The following is a 16,921-nucleotide window of genomic DNA, read 5'->3' on the forward strand; positions in this document are numbered from 1 at the left end:
ACCCGCCGTTGGTGACCTCCCGTTGCCCCGCCCGCCCGCGCCCCCCCCGGGGGGGGGGGGGGCGGGGGGGGGGGGGGGGGGGGGGGGCCCCCCCCCCCGCCCCCACCGGGGGACGGCGGATCGGGTGCGCCGGGGCGACGGCCTGACCCGGACTCGGGGTCGGTTGTCCCGGGGCTGCGAAGGCCCGGCGCCCGATCTGCCTCCCGATCGTCGCGTGCCGCGCCGATCGGGGTCTTCTCCTGCCTGGCACAGGTGCCAGTGGTTCAGTTGCCGGCCACCAGGTCCAGTTTGGACACCGCGCGGCGGCCGGTGATGGATCCGTCGGGCGCGGGGGCGCCGTACTTGACGTCGACCCCGCGCTCCTGCAGCGCCCGGACGATGCCGGGTACGGCCCGCTCGGCCAGCGCGGCGATCGTCATGGCCGGGTTCACCGTCAGCGCCCCGGGCACCGACGCGCTGTCGGTGACGAAGATGCCCGCGTGGTCGCGCAGCTCGTGGCTGGGGTGCAGGGCGGACGTCGCCGGGTCGTCCCCGATCCGGCAGGACGCCAGCGGGTGCACGGTGTACGCGCCGACGACGTCGTTGGTCCACGGCGAGACCTTCGCCAGGCCGTCCTTCTCGATGATGGCCTTGCAGTCCGCGTCCGCCAGCGCCCAGCCGCGCAGGGTGTTCGCCGTCGGCTCGTAGCGCAGCGGCCCGCGGCCGAGCATCTGCTGGGAGATGCGGTAGGCGTTGCCGGTCGGCGGCGGGGTGCCGAAGACGCCTTCGTTGTCGTCCTCGGTCATCAGGAAGATCGTGAGCCAGTTGGACCACTGCTCGAGGATCTGCTTCTTCTCCGCGCCGAACCACCGCGGTTCCTCGCCGCCGGGGGCCTGCGCGAGGATCGTGCCGAGCCCGGGCGGGAAGTACAGCTGCTCCAGCGAGTACCGCTCGTACTCCGGCAGCGAGCCGTCGAGCTTGTCCCAGTTCGCCACCGTCGGGCCCTTGCCGATGTGGTTGGCCGCGTAGACGGCACCGTCCTCACGGGACAGCCCGAGCACCTCGCGCACCCGGTCCTCGTCGATGATCGCGGTGTTCAGCCGCTCGCCGTTGCCGGAGAAGTACCGGCCGACGCCGTGCGGCATCGTGCCCAGCGCCGCCTCCGACCGCTGCAGGATCACCGGTGTGGCGCCGGCCCCGGCGGCGATGATGACGATCTTCGCCTCGATCACGCCCGAGCCGGTGTGGATCCGGTAGTCCTCTTCGTCGATCAGGTCGAAGTGGACGCGGTAGCCGCCGTCCTCGGTGCGCTCCAGCCGCTCCACCTCGTGCAGCGGCCGGATCTGCGCGCCGTGCGCCAGCGCGGCCGGCAGGTAGTTGGTCAGCATCGACCGCTTGGCGTCGAACCGGCAGCCCGCCATCTGGAAGTTGCAGTTGGTGCACCGGTCGTTGTCCACGGCCACCGGGGCCGGGTTCGCCGTGCGGCCCGAGTGGTTGCAGGCCGCGGCCCACAGCCCGCCCGCGTAGGAGACGTCGTTCCAGTCCTGTTTGGACACCGGGATCGACTCGTCCACCCGGTCGTACCACGGCTCGAGGGAGTCGCGGCTGATCTCGGACGGCCACATGCGGCGGCCGATGCTGCCGTGGCGGTCGAAGACGAACTTCGGCGCCCGCGGCATCGCGGCGAAGTACACCACGCTGCCGCCGCCGACGCAGTTGCCGCCGAGCACGCTCATGCCCTCGCCGGCGACGAAGTCGAACACCCGGGTGTAGGACGAACCCAGCAGGTAGTCGTGTTCGAAGTCCTCCGCGGCCAGCCACGGCCCGCGTTCGAGCACGACCACCTTCGCGCCGCCCGCGGCCAGGTGGTAGGCCGGGATCGAACCGCCGAAGCCACTCCCGACGATGACGACGTCGGTCTTCTCGATGGCACTCATGCCGGGCTCCCCGAAGGTGTCGTGTCGGGATGGAGGTCGGCCAGCTTGCGGCCGTAGGAGAACTTCGGGAACCGCCACAGCCCGTCGGCGTCCGGGAGCCGGTAGCCGAGCGCGAGCAGCCCGGGGTGCCCGTTCTCCAGCGCCTCCTTGGTGTGCCGGTGCGGGGCGGTGTCGAAGGCCATGTTGCAGAACAGGGCCAGGCTCACCCACCCCTCCTTCTCCGGGTGCCCCGGCTTGGTCAGCCGGGTCACCAGCGCCCGCCGGTGCCCGTACGGCAACGCGACGAACGGCGGGAGGTCGCTGTCGAGCTCCAGCTCGACCTCGCCCGCGTACGACTTCGCGTGGTCGTTCAGCGACTGCACCAGGTAGGGCAGGCCGGCGGTGATGCCGGTGGCGTCGTAGTTGAGCAGTTCCAGCGCACCCGCCGCCACCGCACCGGGCCCCGGTGCGGCCCCCGCCACCGCGTGGTCGTCCGGGTACCGCTTCTCCCCCGGCACGATCGTGTCGGCGTACGCCTCCAGGGTCAGCACCTGGACCTCTTCTTCGCTTGCCACCGGCCTACCTCCTCACCAGACTGTCTTACGCGGAGCGGTTATGCCGCCAGGGGCTTTTCGTCGCCGGCCGGCGCCGGCGGCGCCGCGGCGAGCTGCACCTTCTGCGCCGCCTGCTCGGCCTCGAACCTGATCCGCGCCTTGTTCGAGAAGTGCAGGCCCCACAGGAACAACCCGCGGATCAGGCACACCGAAGCGGTGGCGAAGAACAGCCCGTAGGCGATGTGCGCGGCGGTGAAGAACCCGTACATCATCGCGATCCCGGCGCCGAAGGCGAACTGCGAAACCGGCTTCGACGGCGACGTGCCCGGGTCGGTCACCATGTAGTTCGTGTAGAGCACGAACGCGATCCCGGTGCCCATCGCCAGCGCGCCCGGAATGGCCGTGCCGAAGAGCGCACCGCGCAGGAACGCCTGGACGACGAAGAACGACAACCAGCCGAAGATCAGCCACATCCGGCCGGTCAGCAGCGAGTTGAGCACCGTGCCCGAGATCAGGATGACCGCCACGATCAGCCAGCCGACCCAGGTGTCGACCTTCTCCGAGAAGTGGTACGGCGGCGTCATGTTCACCCAGGGGAACACCAGCAGCATGATCGTGATGCCGAAGTTCGACGGGTTCATGTAGTGCCGCAGCCGGCCGTACACCGGCGCCTGCAGCACCCACTTCGCGCCGACCGCGACGACGACCCCGAAGATCATCGCCCAGACGTGGTCGTTGACGTAGGTCAGCATGTTCAGCGCCAGGCCGCTGATGTGCGCCGGGAACAGGAACTCGACCAGGCCCCGGAACCCGTTGCCGCGGAAGCGGACCTCCCGCTTGGTGACCTTGGCGTTGATGATCTCCAGCAGGATCTCCGTGGTGTACGCGGTGCCCACGGCGATGAACGGGTACAGCCACGGCTGCTCGAAGCCGAGCACGGTGTAGCCGAGGATGTTGAAGATCGTGATCGAGATGGCGAAGCGGCGCAGGGCCGTGATGACCTTGTTGGTGCGCTTCGGCGGGGCAGTGTCCACTTTGATCGTTATGGGCGTCGCCATGACGTCACATCTCTTCCTTCGCCTGGGTACCGAGCTGGAACATGTGGCAGCCCGGTGCGAGCTTCAGGTCCTGCGTGCGCAGCTGCCCGGTGCGGTCCCGCCACTGCAGGTGCACCGCCAGCGGGCCGGAGACGTTCTCGCCCAGCCCGATCTGGACGTCGAAGCTGCGGCGGCCGGAGTGCCCGCTGCTGCCGTCGACGCGGCCGACGTACTTCTTGCCGTCCGCGGCGGTCACCGTGACCTCGGCGCCGATCGCCGGCGAACCGGCCGAGGGCAGCGGGCCGGGCGCCACCGGGGCGTCGGTGCTCAGCTTGAGCTGCAGGAACTTGCCGGTCTTCGGGCTGTCGTTGTGGTAGAAGATCGGCTGCTCCCACTGCCGCGCCACGGCGAACTCGGGCAGGCCGTCGCCGTCGGCGTCACCGACGCCGATGCCGCGGGTGGGCACCGGAACGGCCAGGCCGAGCTTCGGCGCGAGGTCGACGTAGGTGCCGTCCGAGCGCTTGACGAAGAAGTGCAGCGTCTGGTCGCCGGCGAGGTCGTCGCCGGGCCGGGCGTTCGGCCACCAGAACGGGTTGGACGTCATGCCGTCGTTGGCCACCGCCAGCTCCTGCAGCTGCGGCCACCGGTTGATCTGGCCCTTGATGAACCCGGTCGCCTGGGCGATCTGGACGTCACCGCTGTTGTTGAAGTCCTCGATCTTCGGGTCCCAGCCCCAGCCGGACCACGCCGTCCGCGTGTCGCCGCTCTCGTCGTGGAACGGGGCCACGCCGTCCTTGAGCTGGTTGCGCAGGTCCGTGAGGTCCTTGGCGGTGTTCACGAACTGGAGGTTCGACTCCTCGACACCCCACGACGTCGTGATGTTGCTGACGAAGATGTCGTAGAGCCCGTCGTGGTTGAAGTCGCCGAAGTCGACGCCCATGCCCTTGAACGAGTCGTTGCCGAGCACCTTCGACTTCGGTTCGGTGACCCCGCGGATCCCGGTGACCTCGCCGAAGGCCACGTGCCCCGGTGTCGACTTGTTGTACAGCAGGTGGTCGTGCCCGAAGTCGTTGGCGATGTAGAGCTCGGGCAGGCCGTCGGCGTCGATGTCCGTGGCGCTGGCCCCCAGCGTCCAGCCGGAGCGGTCGTCGGCGGGGATCGCGTCCGAGGCGTCAGTGAACGACGCGGTCGGGTTCGGGCCCGCGGTCGCGCCGGTCCAGCGGTAGATGTACTTCCCGCCGCCGTTCTTCGCGTGCGACATCGACTGGTTCATCGTGATGCCGCCGTCGGCGTTCGGGTCGAGGACCTTGCTGTCCGGGAAGTAGTTGCCGACGAAGACGTCCACGTGCCCGTCACCGTCGAAGTCGCCGATGGTGGCCGCGTTGCTGTTCCACAGCGGGCCGTCGTACTTGCCGTCCGGGCCGCGCTTGTTGCCCGGCACCAGCTCGACCGGCTGGTAGGCCGACGGCGAGAGCTTGGTGGCCCCGGCCTTCTGCAGGAACACGACCGGCGTGCGGCCCCAGTAGTAGACCAGGACGTCCATCCGGCCGTCTTCGTTGAAGTCACCGGGGACGCAGCCCATCGGGGCCATGTACTGCCAGGTCGGCAGCGGCGCCGGGTCGAGGGCGAACGGGGCGTAGCGCTCCTGGCCCTTGCCCGGGGTCGGCGTGACGACGACCTGGTCGCTGCGCGGGTCGACCAGGCAGAGGTCGTTGGCCAGGCCGTCGCCGTCGAGGTCGTTCATCGCGATCGCGGCGCCGGTCGAGGACATCCAGGCCGAAATGTGCTCGTACTGCTTGTTCAGCGTCCGGACGTACTGCGACTTCGCCGCCGCGGGCAACGCGATGGTCATCGGGGTGAACTGGAACTTGCCAGCCAGCTGGTCCTGCTCGGCGGCCGAGACGCTCGGCAGGCGCGCGACGAAGAACAACGTCAGCACCAGCGCGATCGCCACGATGCCCGCGAGCTGCCGACGCAGCCAGCGTGTGGTCGCGGTCATTGGTTCACTCCTCCATGGGTCAGCACTTCGCCGGCGATCCGCTGCCGCCAGGCTTCGAATGCCGGGACCTCGCCGTCGACGACCTCCGCCGGGCGCACTTCCTGGGTGATCGCCGCCGCGCGCTCGGCGGGCAGCCCGCAGATCGCCCGCGTGGCGACCTCGGTCTGGGGGATCAGCACGCCGCCGCGCACCCGGGCGTCGGCCGCGAAGGCGCTGCCTTGCGCGAGCTGCCCGCGGTGCTTGCCGGCCCGCTCGGCGAGCTCGACCAGCTCGGCCTCGTCGACCCCGCACGCGTACGTCGACGCCAGCCCGACACCGGCGTACAGGTCACCGTGGCGGGACGGGGCGAACCCGGCGATCGTCTTCGTCACCAGGTCGACGTCGGTGCCGCAGATGAACCACAGGGCCCGGCCGATGCCCTGGTCCATGGCCCGCAGCGCGTAGCCGCCGTACTCCTTGGCCGGCCACGGGAAGCCCGGCTCCTGGTACTGCTGCCGGACGTACTTCTCGGTCTTGAAGTACGCCTGGTGGAAGCCGTAGCCGTCGAGCACCAGCCAGCGCAGCAGGGGGTCGAACCGGTCCGCCTTCGGCCAGGCGAAGCGCGGCAGCCGCGCCATCGCCCAGCCGACGCCGACCAGGATGATGTAGTGCTGGTTCGCCGCACCCGGCTCGGCCACGAAGTCGTCGATGTGCCGGCGGCCGCCGAACGGCAGGCCGTCGAGCATCGCGTAGCCCATTCCGGCGCCCTCGTAGGCGAATCCGCGGAACTGTTCCGGAATGCGACCCAGCCATTCTTCGCACTGGGCGGGGTTCCGCGCTTCCACGGCGTGTGCGTAGCCGAGCAGGAACTTCTCCCCCACCGTTTCCAGCAATTCCTGAGCCTGCGGGCTCTTCTTGTGGAAACCACGCTTGTCCAGCGACGTCTCGGAGACGTCCGGTGTCAGGATGCGGCGCCTCAACGCGCGCCAACCGTCGCCCAACGCACTTCCCCCTTACGGGTCGCATAAATCTTTGGCCGAATGCTTCCACGGTCACAGATTCCGCACCGGCAGCTCTACTCCACGTTTGCCGCCGGGCCGCGGACCTGGGGTTCAGCTGGCCAGGCGGCGCGCGTCGGGGCGGAATTCCGCCCGGATCCGCGCCCGCCAGACCTCGTACATCGGGAGATCGCCGTCGCCGCCGTCGCCGGCGGCTTCGGTCCGGTCGGAGACGTCCCGCAGCTGCTGCACGGACAGGCCGGTGAGGACCTCGGCGGCCAGATGGGTGTGCGCGGGCACGTACTCGGCGTAGGTCCGCGCCTTGACCGCGAAGGTCACGCCCAGGGCGAGCTCGTCGTGGTACTCCCCCGCCGCGCGCCGCAGGATCGCCAGCCCGCGCTGGTCGGACCCGCCGGCGAACGTCGAGGCGAGCCCGACGCCGCTCCACAGGTCCGCCCGCCGGTGTTCGGCGAACCGCCCGACCGCGGCGGCGGCCGCGGCCGGGTTGCCGCCGTGGATGAACCACAGCGCCCGGCCGACCCCCTGGTCGAAGGCACGCGAGAAGTACTCCGGCCGGCCCGCCCACGGGTAGGGCTCCGGCTCGGCCTGCTTGCCCACCCACTTGTCGGTGTCGAAGTAGGCCCGGTCGAACCCGTAGCCGTCGACGGCGAGCCAGCTCATCGTCGGGTGGTAGGCCACCCCGGTCAGCTCGGGCAGGATGTTCTTCCACAGCGGGCGCGGCAGCCGCGCCATCGCGAAGCCGATCCCGATGTAGGTCAGGAAGATGTACGGGCGCGCCGGCCCCTCCAGCAGTTCGCGGGTGCGGTCGCGGCCGCCGCCGGGCATCGCGTCGAGGATGGTGTAGCCCATCGTCGCGCCCTCGTAGGCGAACCCGCGCTGCTCCGGCTCGATCAGCGCGAGCCGTCGTTCGACCTCCCACAGCGAAGCACCTTCGATGGCCCACTCGAACCCGCAGATGACCGCCTGCGGCACCGCCTCCAGCCGGGCCGTCGCGTCGGTGTGGGTGACCGGGAAGCCGCGTTCGGCGAAGCCGACCGAAGCGAGGGAAGGTGCGAGAAACCGCTTGCGCAGCACTCCGATTACGGTGGACATCTGTCTCGGTCCCTTGTTCGGCGGGTCAGGCGACGGCGCGCAGGTGCGGCCGGGCCGCGGCGAGCATGCGCTGGGTGAACGGCGACTGCTTCGAGGCGAGCGTGATCGCGATCGGCGCGTCGGTCGGCGCCGGGGCCCGCAGCGCGATCCGGGTGGCGGACCGGCCGTGCGGGGCCACGTGCACGGTCGAGTAGGCGATCGAGAAGCGCGGCCCGGCGGCACCCGGCTGGTGCTGCGCCACCGCGATCGCGGTCCACTGGCCGGCCGGCGCGCCGTGGATGCTCAGCTCGCCCGAGTTCATGTTCGCCATGCCGGTGAAGGCGACCGGACCGCACTGCGGCACCGGGTCGGCGAACAGCCCGACCAGCGTGTCCGCGGGGGCCGCCCCACCGGGCAGGTCCAGCTGGATCGCCAGCTCGCCCGTCCCCGCCTGCAGCGACGCGCAGTTGCGGCCGGCCGCGCGCAGCGTCCGCAGTGGCGGGAGCCGCCGCAGCGTCGGCGAGATCGCCACGAGCAGCTCGGCGACCTGCGGCTCCCGGTACTGCGTCGGCGTCATCCCGACCGCCCGCGAGAAGCGGCTGGTGAACGTGCCGACGCTGCTGTAGCCGACGCTGCACACGATGTCGGAGACGTTCAGCGACGTCGTCAGCAGCAGCCGCTTCGCCTCGAACAGCCGCACGGCGGTGAGGAACCGGCCGGGCGTCACCCCGGTGGCGTCGGCGAACATCCGGGAGAAGTGGAACCGGCTGACGAACACTTCGGACGCCAGGTCGGCGAGCGTGATCGGTTCGAAGTAGCGCTCCCGGATGGACGAGATGGCCTGCAGCACCGCGGGCCGGACCGACTTGTCCACTCTTTCGAGCGCCGGCTCGCGGGCCGGAGCGTCGAACTCGCTGCCGTGTCCGACAGCCGCAATCGATCGCAACATCATCAGTCCAACCTCTAATCCCCTGGTGGCGGTTCTCCTTCTCCTCGTGCCAGGGAAGACGCCGTATCTCGGAGATCGATTGACGAGCGATGGAGGAGACCCGTGACCCGGTTCACCCGTCCGCGGGACACCCGGTCGTGTGCGGGTGGTGCGCCCGGACCGCCGCGTGCGGAACGCCCGGGTGCGGTGTGCCGGACGCCCGTGGCCATGATCGGCAGCGGTCCCGCGGGACGCGCGTTTGGTCCGATCCGGGGAGGCCCCGGCCCGGTGGACGGCGGGTTCCTCCAGATGGCGGCGGGTGCGCCGCGCACACCCGGAACCTGCGGAACGCATGCGCGGACAGGACGAACGCACGCCGGGTCCGGTGGGCGGTTCACTGGCCGCCGGGTCGGCGCTCTGTCACATTCGGATAGAAGCCCGGAGTTCGGCCGTCCACCGACCCGCGCGGCACGATCTGGGGAGCGCGAGGACGCCTTGACGATGCTGGAGGCCAGCCATGTACTCCGAACAGCAGCGAACCGACGAGCCGGTCGACGGCGGCGTCCACTTCAGCGTGCTGGGGCCGCTGGAAGTGCTGCGCGACGGCGTCGACTACGCCCCGAGCGCCCCGAAGGTGCTGGCGTTGCTCGCCGTCCTGGTGATGCGCCCGGGAAAGATGGTACACATCGACACCCTGATCCGGGAGCTGTGGTCGGACAACCCGCCCCGCACGGTCCGGACCACTTTGCACACCTACGTCTACCACCTGCGCCGCTGCATCCAGCAGAACGAACTCGCCGACGACGCCGAGAAGCTGCTGGTCACCAAGCAGTCCGGGTACACCTTCAACATCGAACCGTCCCAAGTGGACATCCACCGGTTCGTCCGGCTGCAGCAGGCCGGCTTCGAGCGCCAGGCCGCCGGTGACCACGCCGGGGCCGCCGACGCCTGCCGCGCGGCGCTCGACCTGTGGTCCGGGCCGCCGCTGGCGAACATCCACTGTGGACCGGTGCTGTCGGCCTACCGGACCGAGCTGCTCGAACTGCGGCGCAGCGTGCTGCACCTGCGGATCGAGGCGGAGATCGTCAGCGGGCGGCACCGCGAGCTGATCGGCGAGCTGCGTTCGCTGACCACCGGCAGCCCGCTGGACGAAGCCCTGCACGGGCAGCTGATGCGGGCGCTGGGCCGCAGCGGACGGCGGTCCGACGCGATGGCCGTGTACCGCAAGCTCCGCACCCGGCTGGCCGGCGAGCTGGGCGTCGAACCCTGCGACGACCTGCAGTCCCTGCACCGAGAGCTGATTTCCGAGGGCGACCACCGGTGAGCCGCCCCGACCACGTTCCCGGCTCCCGCCGGGCCGTCGCATCGCCCGAGAAGAAGTGAGGAATGTTCGATGCCCACTCCGCACACCCGTGCCTACGGCCAGTTCTGCGGCGTCGCCCGCGCGCTCGAGCTCATCGGCGAGCGCTGGTCGCTGCTGATCATCCGTGACCTCGTGCTCGGCGCCAAGCGGTACGACGAGCTGCAGGCCGGCCTGCCGAAGATCCCGCCGTCCATCCTGTCCGCCCGGCTCAACGACCTGGAGGCGACCGGCGTGATCCGCCGCCGCGTCCGCGCCGAGCTCGACGCGGGCCTGGTCTACGAGCTGACCCAGTACGGCAGCGAGCTCGACCACATCGTGCTCGACCTGGGCCTGTGGGGCGCCCGCTCGCTGAACAAGCCGGCGGCCGACGACGTCGTCACCCTCGACGCGGCCATCCTGTCGCTGTACACGACGTTCCGCCCGGAGAGCGCCGAAGGCGTGCAGATCACCTTCGAGATCCGCTACGACGACCGCATGACGGTGCACGCCCTGGTCGAGGACGGCGCGGTCAAGGTCGGCGAGGGCCGGTTCCCCGGAGCCGACCTGGTGATCCGCACGGGCCACAACGCGGCCCTGCTCGACCTGATGAGCGGCCAGCTCCCCGCGGCGGCGGCGATCCGCGCGGGCAAGCTGTCGATCGAGGGCGAAGCGGCGGACCTGGAGCTGTTCGCCCAGCTGTTCCACGTCCCGGCGGCCCCGGAGCCGGCGAGCGGCATCGCGGTCCACTGAAAGGCGCCGGGCCTGCTGCGCGGGCAGGCCCGGCTTCGGTCACGACCTCAGCTGTGCCTCGACGCGCGCCGCCTGCGCCTCGAGGTACCGCCGCTCCGGCCCGCTCTCGGTGCGCTTCGCCGCCTTCAAGTAGCACTCCACCGCCTCCGCCGGACGGCCCGCCCGCTCCAGCAGGTGCGCGCGGACCGCGTCCACCCGGCGGGCGAGGTCCAGTTTCGCGTCGATGCCGTCCAGCACCGCCAGGCCCGCGTCCGGGCCCGCCACCTGGGCGACGGCCACCGCCAGGTTCATCGTCACCACCGGGCCCGGCATGAGCTCGCCCAGCACGCCGTACAGCTCGACGATCTGCGGCCAGTCGGTCTCGTCCGTGCCGGGCGCCTCGTCGTGCAGCGCCGCGATCGCCGCCTGGACCTGGTACGGGCCCACCGGGCCGCGGCCGAGCGTCGCGCGCACCAGCGCGACCCCGTCGGCGATCATCGCCGCGTCCCAGCGGGCGCGGTCCTGGTCCGGCAGGGGCACCAGCTCGCCGTCCGGGCCGGTGCGGGCCGCGCGGCGGGCGTCGGTCAGCAGCATCAGCGCCAGCAGGCCCGCGACCTCGCCCTCGCCGGGGAGCAGCGCGTGCACCGCGCGGGTCAGCCGGATCGCCTCCGCGGCCAGCTCGACGCGCAGCAGGTTCTCGCCCGACGTCGCCGTGTACCCCTCGTTGAAGATCAGGTACAGCACCTGGAGCACCACCTGCAGCCGCGCCGGGAAGTCGGCCGGCGACGGCTCGCTGAAGGTCGACCCCGCCGCGGCGATGCTCTCCTTAGCGCGGGTGATGCGCCGGGTCATGGTCGCCTCGGGGACCAGGAAGGCGCTCGCGATCTGCGCCGTGGTCAGGCCGCCGACCGCGCGCAGCGTCAGCGCGACCTGCGAAGGCGGCGAAACCGCCGGGTGGCAGCACAGGAACAGCAGCGACAGCGTGTCGTCCTCGGCGGCGGGCTGCTCTTCGCCCGGCCCGGCGACGACCGTGACCGGCTCCCGCACGGCGACCGACTCCTCACGCCGCCGCCGCGCGCTTTCGCTGCGCCAGTGGTCGGTGAGCCGCCGGGTCGCGACCGTGACCAGCCAGCTGCGCGGGTGGTCCGGGACGCCGTCGGCCGGCCACTGCTCGCTCGCCGCGAGCAGCGCCTCCTGGACCGCGTCCTCGCACGCGTCGAACTGGCCGTACCGGCGCACCAGCACGCCCAGCACCTGCGGCACGAGCGGCCGCAGCACGTCGGCGACGCCGGTCACGCCATGGGCACTTCGGTTTCGGCGTCGGCGAAGAAGACCACCTCGCGGACCTCGATGCCGAGACCTTCGATGGCGGCGTCCGGGATCATGCCCGCGAGCTCGACGGCGCGTGCCCGGCTCGTGCACTCCACGAGGTAGTAGCCGGCCAGGAACTCCTTGGACTCCAGGAACGGGCCGTCGGTGACGGCGGGCAGGCCCCCGCGCACGCGCACGACGCTGCTGTCGGCGACCGCGCCGAGCGCCTGGGTGCTGATCATCTCGCCGGATTCCCGGATGGTCCGGATGAACTCCTGGTGCCCGGTCATGATGCCGTTCATGTCCTCCTCGGACAGCTTCGCCATCACGTCGGGGTTCAGGTACATCGCCAGCAGGTACTTCACGTCCGGGCTCCCTTCAGCCACCCTCGCCGCGTCCGTGGCCGAACATAGCCGACCACGCCGCAAGCGCGGAGTGGAGCCGCCGCGAGGCCGCCTGACAGGCTGGTTCGGGGCAGTCCCGGCTACCCGGACCAGGAGGTTGGCGTCGATGGCCGACGTGTTCACGGACCTGCAGACCGAGACCGAGGCGCTGGCCGAGCTGGCCGAGCGGTACGGGTACGGCCCCGGCCCGGACCTCACCGGGTACTTCGCCCGGCTGACGTCGACGGCGCGGCTGGTCCGGCTCAGCGTCGAGCACCCGGCGGCGTTCGGGGTCACCCCGCAGATCTCCTACGACTCCCTCGACGAGGCGATCGTGAGCTGGCTGATCGAGCAGCGCAAGGCGACCGCGCTGCTGGCCTCGGCCCCGCCGTCCCCGGAGCTGCCGTGGAGCGACGGCCCGCTGCGCCCGTCGGTGCTGGCGGCGGCGGTGCTGACCGAGCTGTTCGCCTGCGGCCAGGACATCGCCGACGCGGTCGGGGCCCGGCTGCGCCGCACGGACGCGATCGGCCACGTGGCCTACTACGGCGTCCGGACGCGCGACCGGGTGTACCACCGCCACCAGGAGACACCGCCGGAGCCGTTCCGGTTCGAGCTGCGCGCGCCGTCGGGCGAACTCTGGCTGTTCGGCCCGGAGGACGCCCGCGACCGCATCACCGGCCCGGCCGAGGACTTCTGCCTGCTGGTGACCGGCCGCCGGTTCGCCGAGGACCTGTCGCTGGCGTTCGCGGGCGGGCACACCGCCGAATGGCTGGAACTGCTGGAGCGCTGAGCGCGGGTCCCCGGCCGGTGGGCCTCACTCGAACGGCGCCGGATCCCCCGCCCCCACGCGCAGGATCTCCGCCTCACCCGACGAGAAGTCCACCACCGTCGTCGGTTCCACCCCGCAGTCGCCCGAGTCCAGGACCGCCTCCAGGGCGTTGTCCAGCTCTTCCTTGATCTCCCAGCCCTGCGTCATCGGCTCGCCCTCGCCCGGCAGCAGCAGTGTGCTCGACAGCAGCGGTTCGCCGAGCTCCGCCAGCAGCGCCTGGGTCACGCGGTGGTCGGGGATGCGCACGCCGACCGTCTTCTTCTTCTCGTGCATCAGCCGCCGCGGGACCTCCTTGGTCGCCGGCAGGATGAACGTGTAGCTGCCCGGGGTCGCCGCCTTGATCGCGCGGAACACCGCGTTGTCGATGTGCACGAACTGGCCGAGCTGGGCGAAGTCCTGGCAGACCAGGGTGAAGTGGTGCCGGTGGTCGAGCTTGCGGATGGCGCGGATGCGGTCGAGCCCGTCGCGGTTGCCCGGACGGCACCCGAGCGCGAAGCACGAGTCGGTCGGGTAGGCGATCAGCCCGTCGTTCCGAAGGATCTCGACGACCTGGCCGAGCGCCCGCTTCTGGGGGTTCTCCGGGTGCAGGTCGAAATAGCGTGCCATGGGCCCGAGCCTAGGGTCGCCCGGCCCGCACGGCACGGCGGGCCCCCGCGTCTCCCAGGTTGCCGTTCCGGGACCGAACGCTGGGCCTGCCCGCCGGGCGCGGCCCACAATCCGCAGTGGAACCCAGCCAGGGAGGGCCAGTGATGACGGAGCTGACCGTGCCGGAACTCGACCGCCCCCGTGTCGTCGCCGGGACCGGGTACCTGTTCGAAGGCCCGCGAGGACGGGTGTCGCTGGCCGAGCTGTTCCGGGGCCACCGGCGGCTGGCCGTGCACCACCCGATGGCCGACCACAGCGGACCCGCGGACGTCGTCCCGGCCCCCGAGGTCACCGCCGCGCTGCACGACCCCGGCCTGCGGCTGGTGCTCGTCTCCCGCGCGCCCTACGCGAAACTCGAGCAGTACCGGCGCCACCTCGGCTGGGACGTGGCCGCCTACTCGGCCGCGGGCAGCGCGTTCACCGACGACTTCCCGGCGACCCGGCACGTGCCCGGCGCCGGCGACTCCTGGGACGACGACGAGTCCGGGCTGAGCTTCTTCCGGCTGGTGGACGGTTCCGTGCTGCACACCGGTTCGGTCGCGGTGCCGCGCCTGGACTTCCTGGGTCTGCTCGCGAACGCGGGCGGGCTCCCGCCCACACCGGACCGGCGCTGACCCGATCGGACGCGACCGGGCCGCGTTCCCGCTGTTCCCCGCCCGCTCGCGCGCTTTCGCACCACTTCCGGTGTGCTCCCTTGGGTTATGATCAGCCGTCAGCTCGCACACACAGCGCCGAGACCGGGCCTCCCGGGCGGCCCGGTCGCCGCGCAGATCCCGGAGGGTCCGCACTGATGTCTCCGGTCGCCGCACTCGAGCCGCCCACCGGGCGCTCAGCGACCGCCGAACCCCGCGGCACCACCGCGGCGGACCGGCGCCCCCGGCTGGCCACCTACCTGGCCTCGGCCATCATCGTCGTGGTCATCGCCGGGTTCAGCGTGATCGGCGTGGTCGGTCTCCTGCCGGCTTCGGTCGACGGCCTCCACGCCCTGTACGCCGTCGCCGCCGTCGCCGGGCTGCTCGGGATCCAGCTGCTGTGGTTCAGCCGCCCGTCGGCCCGGCTCGACTCGGTCACCAGCCGGGTGCTGCTCGCCGTGGTGGTCGTGCTGGCCTACGTCCCGCTGCCGACCTTCGGCATCCTGTGGGCGGACATGCCGGACTTCGTCGGCGGCGCGGCCCTGCTGGTGCTGCCGCCGCGGTACGCGTGGCCGACGCTGGGCGTGGTGGCGCTGAGCGAGGTGTGGGTCTACCACACGTTCGGCGCGTCCCCGCTGGACACGATCTACATCGGGTTTTCGGCGGGCTTCTACAGCATCCTCTACTACCTGCTGGCCCGGCTCGCCCGGATGGTCCACGAGCTGCACCGGGCCCGCACCGAACTCGCCCAGCGCGCGGTCGCCGAACAGCGGCTCGCCTTCGCCCGCGACCTGCACGACCTGCTCGGCCTGAGCCTGTCCGCGATCGCGCTCAAGGGCGAGCTCGCGCAGCGGCTGATGCGCAAGTCCGTCGACGCGGCCAAGGCCGAGCTCGGCGAAATCACCGCGACCGCGCAGCGCACGCTGTCCGACGTCCGCGCGGTCTCGCACGGCTACCGCGAGCTGTCGCTGGAGAAGGAGTCGCGGACGGCCGAGACGCTGCTGTCGGCGTCCGAAATCGCCGTCCGGGTCCACCTCGACCAGGGCGACCTGCCCGTCCAGGCGCGCACGCTGCTGGCCAGGGTGCTGCGCGAAGGCGTCACGAACGTCCTGCGCTACAGCGACGTCGAGCACTGCGAAATCGACGTCCGGCACCACGACGGCAAGGTCACCCTGGAAATCACCAACGACGGCGTGACGGCGGACGACCCGGCGACCACGCTGGCGACCCTGCCCGACGAGGTCGCCGCGCTCGGCGGCACGGCGACCGCGAAGGCCGGCGCCGACGGCCGGTTCCGGCTGCGGGTCGAGCTCCCGGTCCCGGACCGGCCGGCCACCGGAGCCGCGCACGAAGCCGAGCGGCAGGCGGAGACCGAGTCCAAGCGGATCCGCCGGCTGCTGCCGGTGGTGATGTCCCTGATGGCGTGCGGGGCCACGCTGCACGTGCTCGAGCTGACCACCCAGCCGTGGCAGGTGATCCTGGTCATCGGCTCGATCGTGGCGCTGCTGGCCCTGCAGTTCTCCTACTTCAACCGGCCGGCCACCAACCTGCGCACCGCGCAGAGCTACGGCATGGTGTTCGTGCAGGCGTGCCTCATCTACCTGCCGCTGCTGCCGCTCGGCCCGAACTGGGTCAGCCTGCCCGGCCTGCTGATCGGCAGCTCGCTGCTGGTCCTGCCGCCGGTCGCGGGCTGGGTGTTCTTCGCGCTCAACATCGCCGCCTACGCCGAGATCCAGCGGATTTCGGGTGCGGACATCACCTCGACGGTGTTCTACACCGCCGCGACGGTGATGACCGGGCTGGCCGTGTTCGGGCTGCTGTGGCTGGTCCGGCTGGTCACCGAGCTCGACAACACCCGGCGGCGGCTGGCCGAGATGGCGCTGGCCGAGGAGCGGCTGCGCTTCGCCCGCGACCTGCACGACCTGCTCGGCATGAGCCTGTCGGCGATCGCGCTCAAGAGCGAGCTGACGGCCCGGATCCTGCCGCTGGACCGCCACCGCGCCGCCGACGAGCTCGCCGAGGTGCTCGGCCTGACGCGGCAGGCGCTGTCCGACGTGCGGTCGGTGGCCAGCGGCTACCGCGAACTTTCGCTGGCCAGCGAGTCACGCACCGCGAAGTCGGTGCTGACGTCCGCCGACGTCCGGGTGCGGATGGAGATGCTGGAGGACGAGCTGCCCACGCCGGTGCGCACGGTGCTGGCCGTGGTGCTGCGCGAAGGCGTCACGAACGTGCTGCGGCACAGCCGGGTGGAGAGCTGCGAGATCGCCATGTACCGCACGGACGGCGGGATCAGCCTCGACATCGTCAACGACGGCGTCGGGGGCTGCCGGGACGGGCAGCCGGGGAACCCGGAAAACCCGGGTGACTCCGGGGAACCGGCCGAACCGGCGGAACCGGTGGTGCCCGCGCCGCGCGCGGTGCCCCGCGATTCGTCGCCCGGCAGCGGGATCGGCAACCTCTCGCACCGCGTCGCCGACCTCGGCGGCGAGCTGACCGCCGGCGTCGAGCCGGACGGCCGGTTCCGGCTGCGGGCCGTCGTCCCGGTCTGATTCACACTGGCACATACCA

The 16,921-nt window shown here is 71.6% G+C and carries 15 protein-coding genes; 5 read left to right on the forward strand and 10 right to left on the reverse strand.

The features are described 5' to 3' along the window. Positions 1-263 precede the first annotated feature (263 nt). The 7 genes from ABZW17_RS42640 to ABZW17_RS42670 all read right to left on the reverse strand — a co-directional run bounded on the left by ABZW17_RS42640 (position 264) and on the right by ABZW17_RS42670 (position 8,506). Positions 264-1,916, reverse strand: a complete 1,653-nt coding sequence (locus tag ABZW17_RS42640; RefSeq protein ID WP_354827385.1) for a GMC family oxidoreductase — start codon at positions 1,914-1,916, stop codon at positions 264-266. Continuing rightward, on the reverse strand, positions 1,913-2,470 hold the full coding sequence (locus tag ABZW17_RS42645; protein WP_354827388.1) for a DUF5987 family protein: 558 nt from the start codon (positions 2,468-2,470) through the stop codon (positions 1,913-1,915). Before ABZW17_RS42645 ends, ABZW17_RS42640 begins: the two co-directional genes overlap by 4 nt. A gap of 38 nt (positions 2,471-2,508) precedes the next feature. Further along, positions 2,509-3,507: an enediyne biosynthesis protein gene (locus ABZW17_RS42650; RefSeq protein ID WP_354827391.1), complete on the reverse strand. Its 999-nt coding sequence runs from the start codon at positions 3,505-3,507 to the stop codon at positions 2,509-2,511. 4 nt (positions 3,508-3,511) lie between these two features. Then, the gene (locus tag ABZW17_RS42655) at positions 3,512-5,485 is read right to left on the reverse strand and encodes a CRTAC1 family protein (RefSeq protein WP_354827393.1); all 1,974 of its coding nucleotides are present in this window, start codon (positions 5,483-5,485) and stop codon (positions 3,512-3,514) included. Continuing rightward, complete coding sequence (locus tag ABZW17_RS42660; RefSeq protein ID WP_354827396.1) at positions 5,482-6,444, reverse strand: DUF1702 family protein; 963 nt, start codon at positions 6,442-6,444, stop codon at positions 5,482-5,484. Before ABZW17_RS42660 ends, ABZW17_RS42655 begins: the two co-directional genes overlap by 4 nt. A 132-nt stretch (positions 6,445-6,576) precedes the next feature. After that, entirely contained in the window at positions 6,577-7,575 is a 999-nt protein-coding gene (locus ABZW17_RS42665) for a DUF1702 family protein (RefSeq protein ID WP_354827399.1), read from the reverse strand. Between the two features lie 25 nt (positions 7,576-7,600). Continuing rightward, positions 7,601-8,506 carry an AraC family transcriptional regulator gene (locus ABZW17_RS42670; RefSeq protein WP_354827402.1) on the reverse strand — a complete coding sequence of 302 codons (906 nt, stop codon included), beginning with the start codon at positions 8,504-8,506 and terminating at the stop codon, positions 7,601-7,603. 493 nt (positions 8,507-8,999) lie between these two features. Here ABZW17_RS42670 and ABZW17_RS42675 point away from each other — a divergent pair, with 493 nt between their 5' ends. Both ABZW17_RS42675 and ABZW17_RS42680 read left to right on the forward strand, forming a co-directional pair. Continuing rightward, positions 9,000-9,806, forward strand: coding sequence for an AfsR/SARP family transcriptional regulator (locus ABZW17_RS42675; RefSeq protein WP_354827404.1), 807 nt, complete (start codon positions 9,000-9,002; stop codon positions 9,804-9,806). 69 nt (positions 9,807-9,875) lie between these two features. Beyond that, positions 9,876-10,574, forward strand: coding sequence for a winged helix-turn-helix transcriptional regulator (locus tag ABZW17_RS42680; RefSeq protein WP_354827407.1), 699 nt, complete (start codon positions 9,876-9,878; stop codon positions 10,572-10,574). Between the two features lie 39 nt (positions 10,575-10,613). Here ABZW17_RS42680 and ABZW17_RS42685 read toward each other — a convergent pair whose 3' ends face one another. Together ABZW17_RS42685 and ABZW17_RS42690 are read right to left on the reverse strand one after the other, a co-directional pair. Further along, the gene (locus tag ABZW17_RS42685) at positions 10,614-11,849 is read right to left on the reverse strand and encodes a DUF6596 domain-containing protein (RefSeq protein ID WP_354827409.1); all 1,236 of its coding nucleotides are present in this window, start codon (positions 11,847-11,849) and stop codon (positions 10,614-10,616) included. Continuing rightward, positions 11,846-12,229: a YciI family protein gene (locus ABZW17_RS42690; protein WP_354827412.1), complete on the reverse strand. Its 384-nt coding sequence runs from the start codon at positions 12,227-12,229 to the stop codon at positions 11,846-11,848. Before ABZW17_RS42690 ends, ABZW17_RS42685 begins: the two co-directional genes overlap by 4 nt. A gap of 145 nt (positions 12,230-12,374) precedes the next feature. On the opposite strand from ABZW17_RS42690, the gene ABZW17_RS42695 reads away from it, so the two are divergent. After that, complete coding sequence (locus ABZW17_RS42695; RefSeq protein ID WP_354827415.1) at positions 12,375-13,037, forward strand: maleylpyruvate isomerase family mycothiol-dependent enzyme; 663 nt, start codon at positions 12,375-12,377, stop codon at positions 13,035-13,037. A 24-nt stretch (positions 13,038-13,061) separates the two neighbouring features. On the opposite strand, the gene ABZW17_RS42700 is transcribed toward ABZW17_RS42695, so the two are convergent. Next, positions 13,062-13,682, reverse strand: a complete 621-nt coding sequence (locus tag ABZW17_RS42700; RefSeq protein WP_003081264.1) for an L-threonylcarbamoyladenylate synthase — start codon at positions 13,680-13,682, stop codon at positions 13,062-13,064. Positions 13,683-13,825: 143 nt separating this feature from the next. Here ABZW17_RS42700 and ABZW17_RS42705 point away from each other — a divergent pair, with 143 nt between their 5' ends. Both ABZW17_RS42705 and ABZW17_RS42710 read left to right on the forward strand, forming a co-directional pair. Continuing rightward, entirely contained in the window at positions 13,826-14,335 is a 510-nt protein-coding gene (locus ABZW17_RS42705) for a DUF899 family protein (protein WP_354827418.1), read from the forward strand. A gap of 176 nt (positions 14,336-14,511) precedes the next feature. Further along, positions 14,512-16,902 (forward strand): histidine kinase, encoded by a 2,391-nt coding sequence (locus ABZW17_RS42710; protein WP_354827421.1) that lies wholly within the window; start codon positions 14,512-14,514, stop codon positions 16,900-16,902. Positions 16,903-16,921 lie beyond the last annotated feature (19 nt).

Source organism: Amycolatopsis sp. NPDC004625 (genome assembly GCF_040609695.1).
Taxonomy (GTDB): domain Bacteria; phylum Actinomycetota; class Actinomycetes; order Mycobacteriales; family Pseudonocardiaceae; genus Amycolatopsis.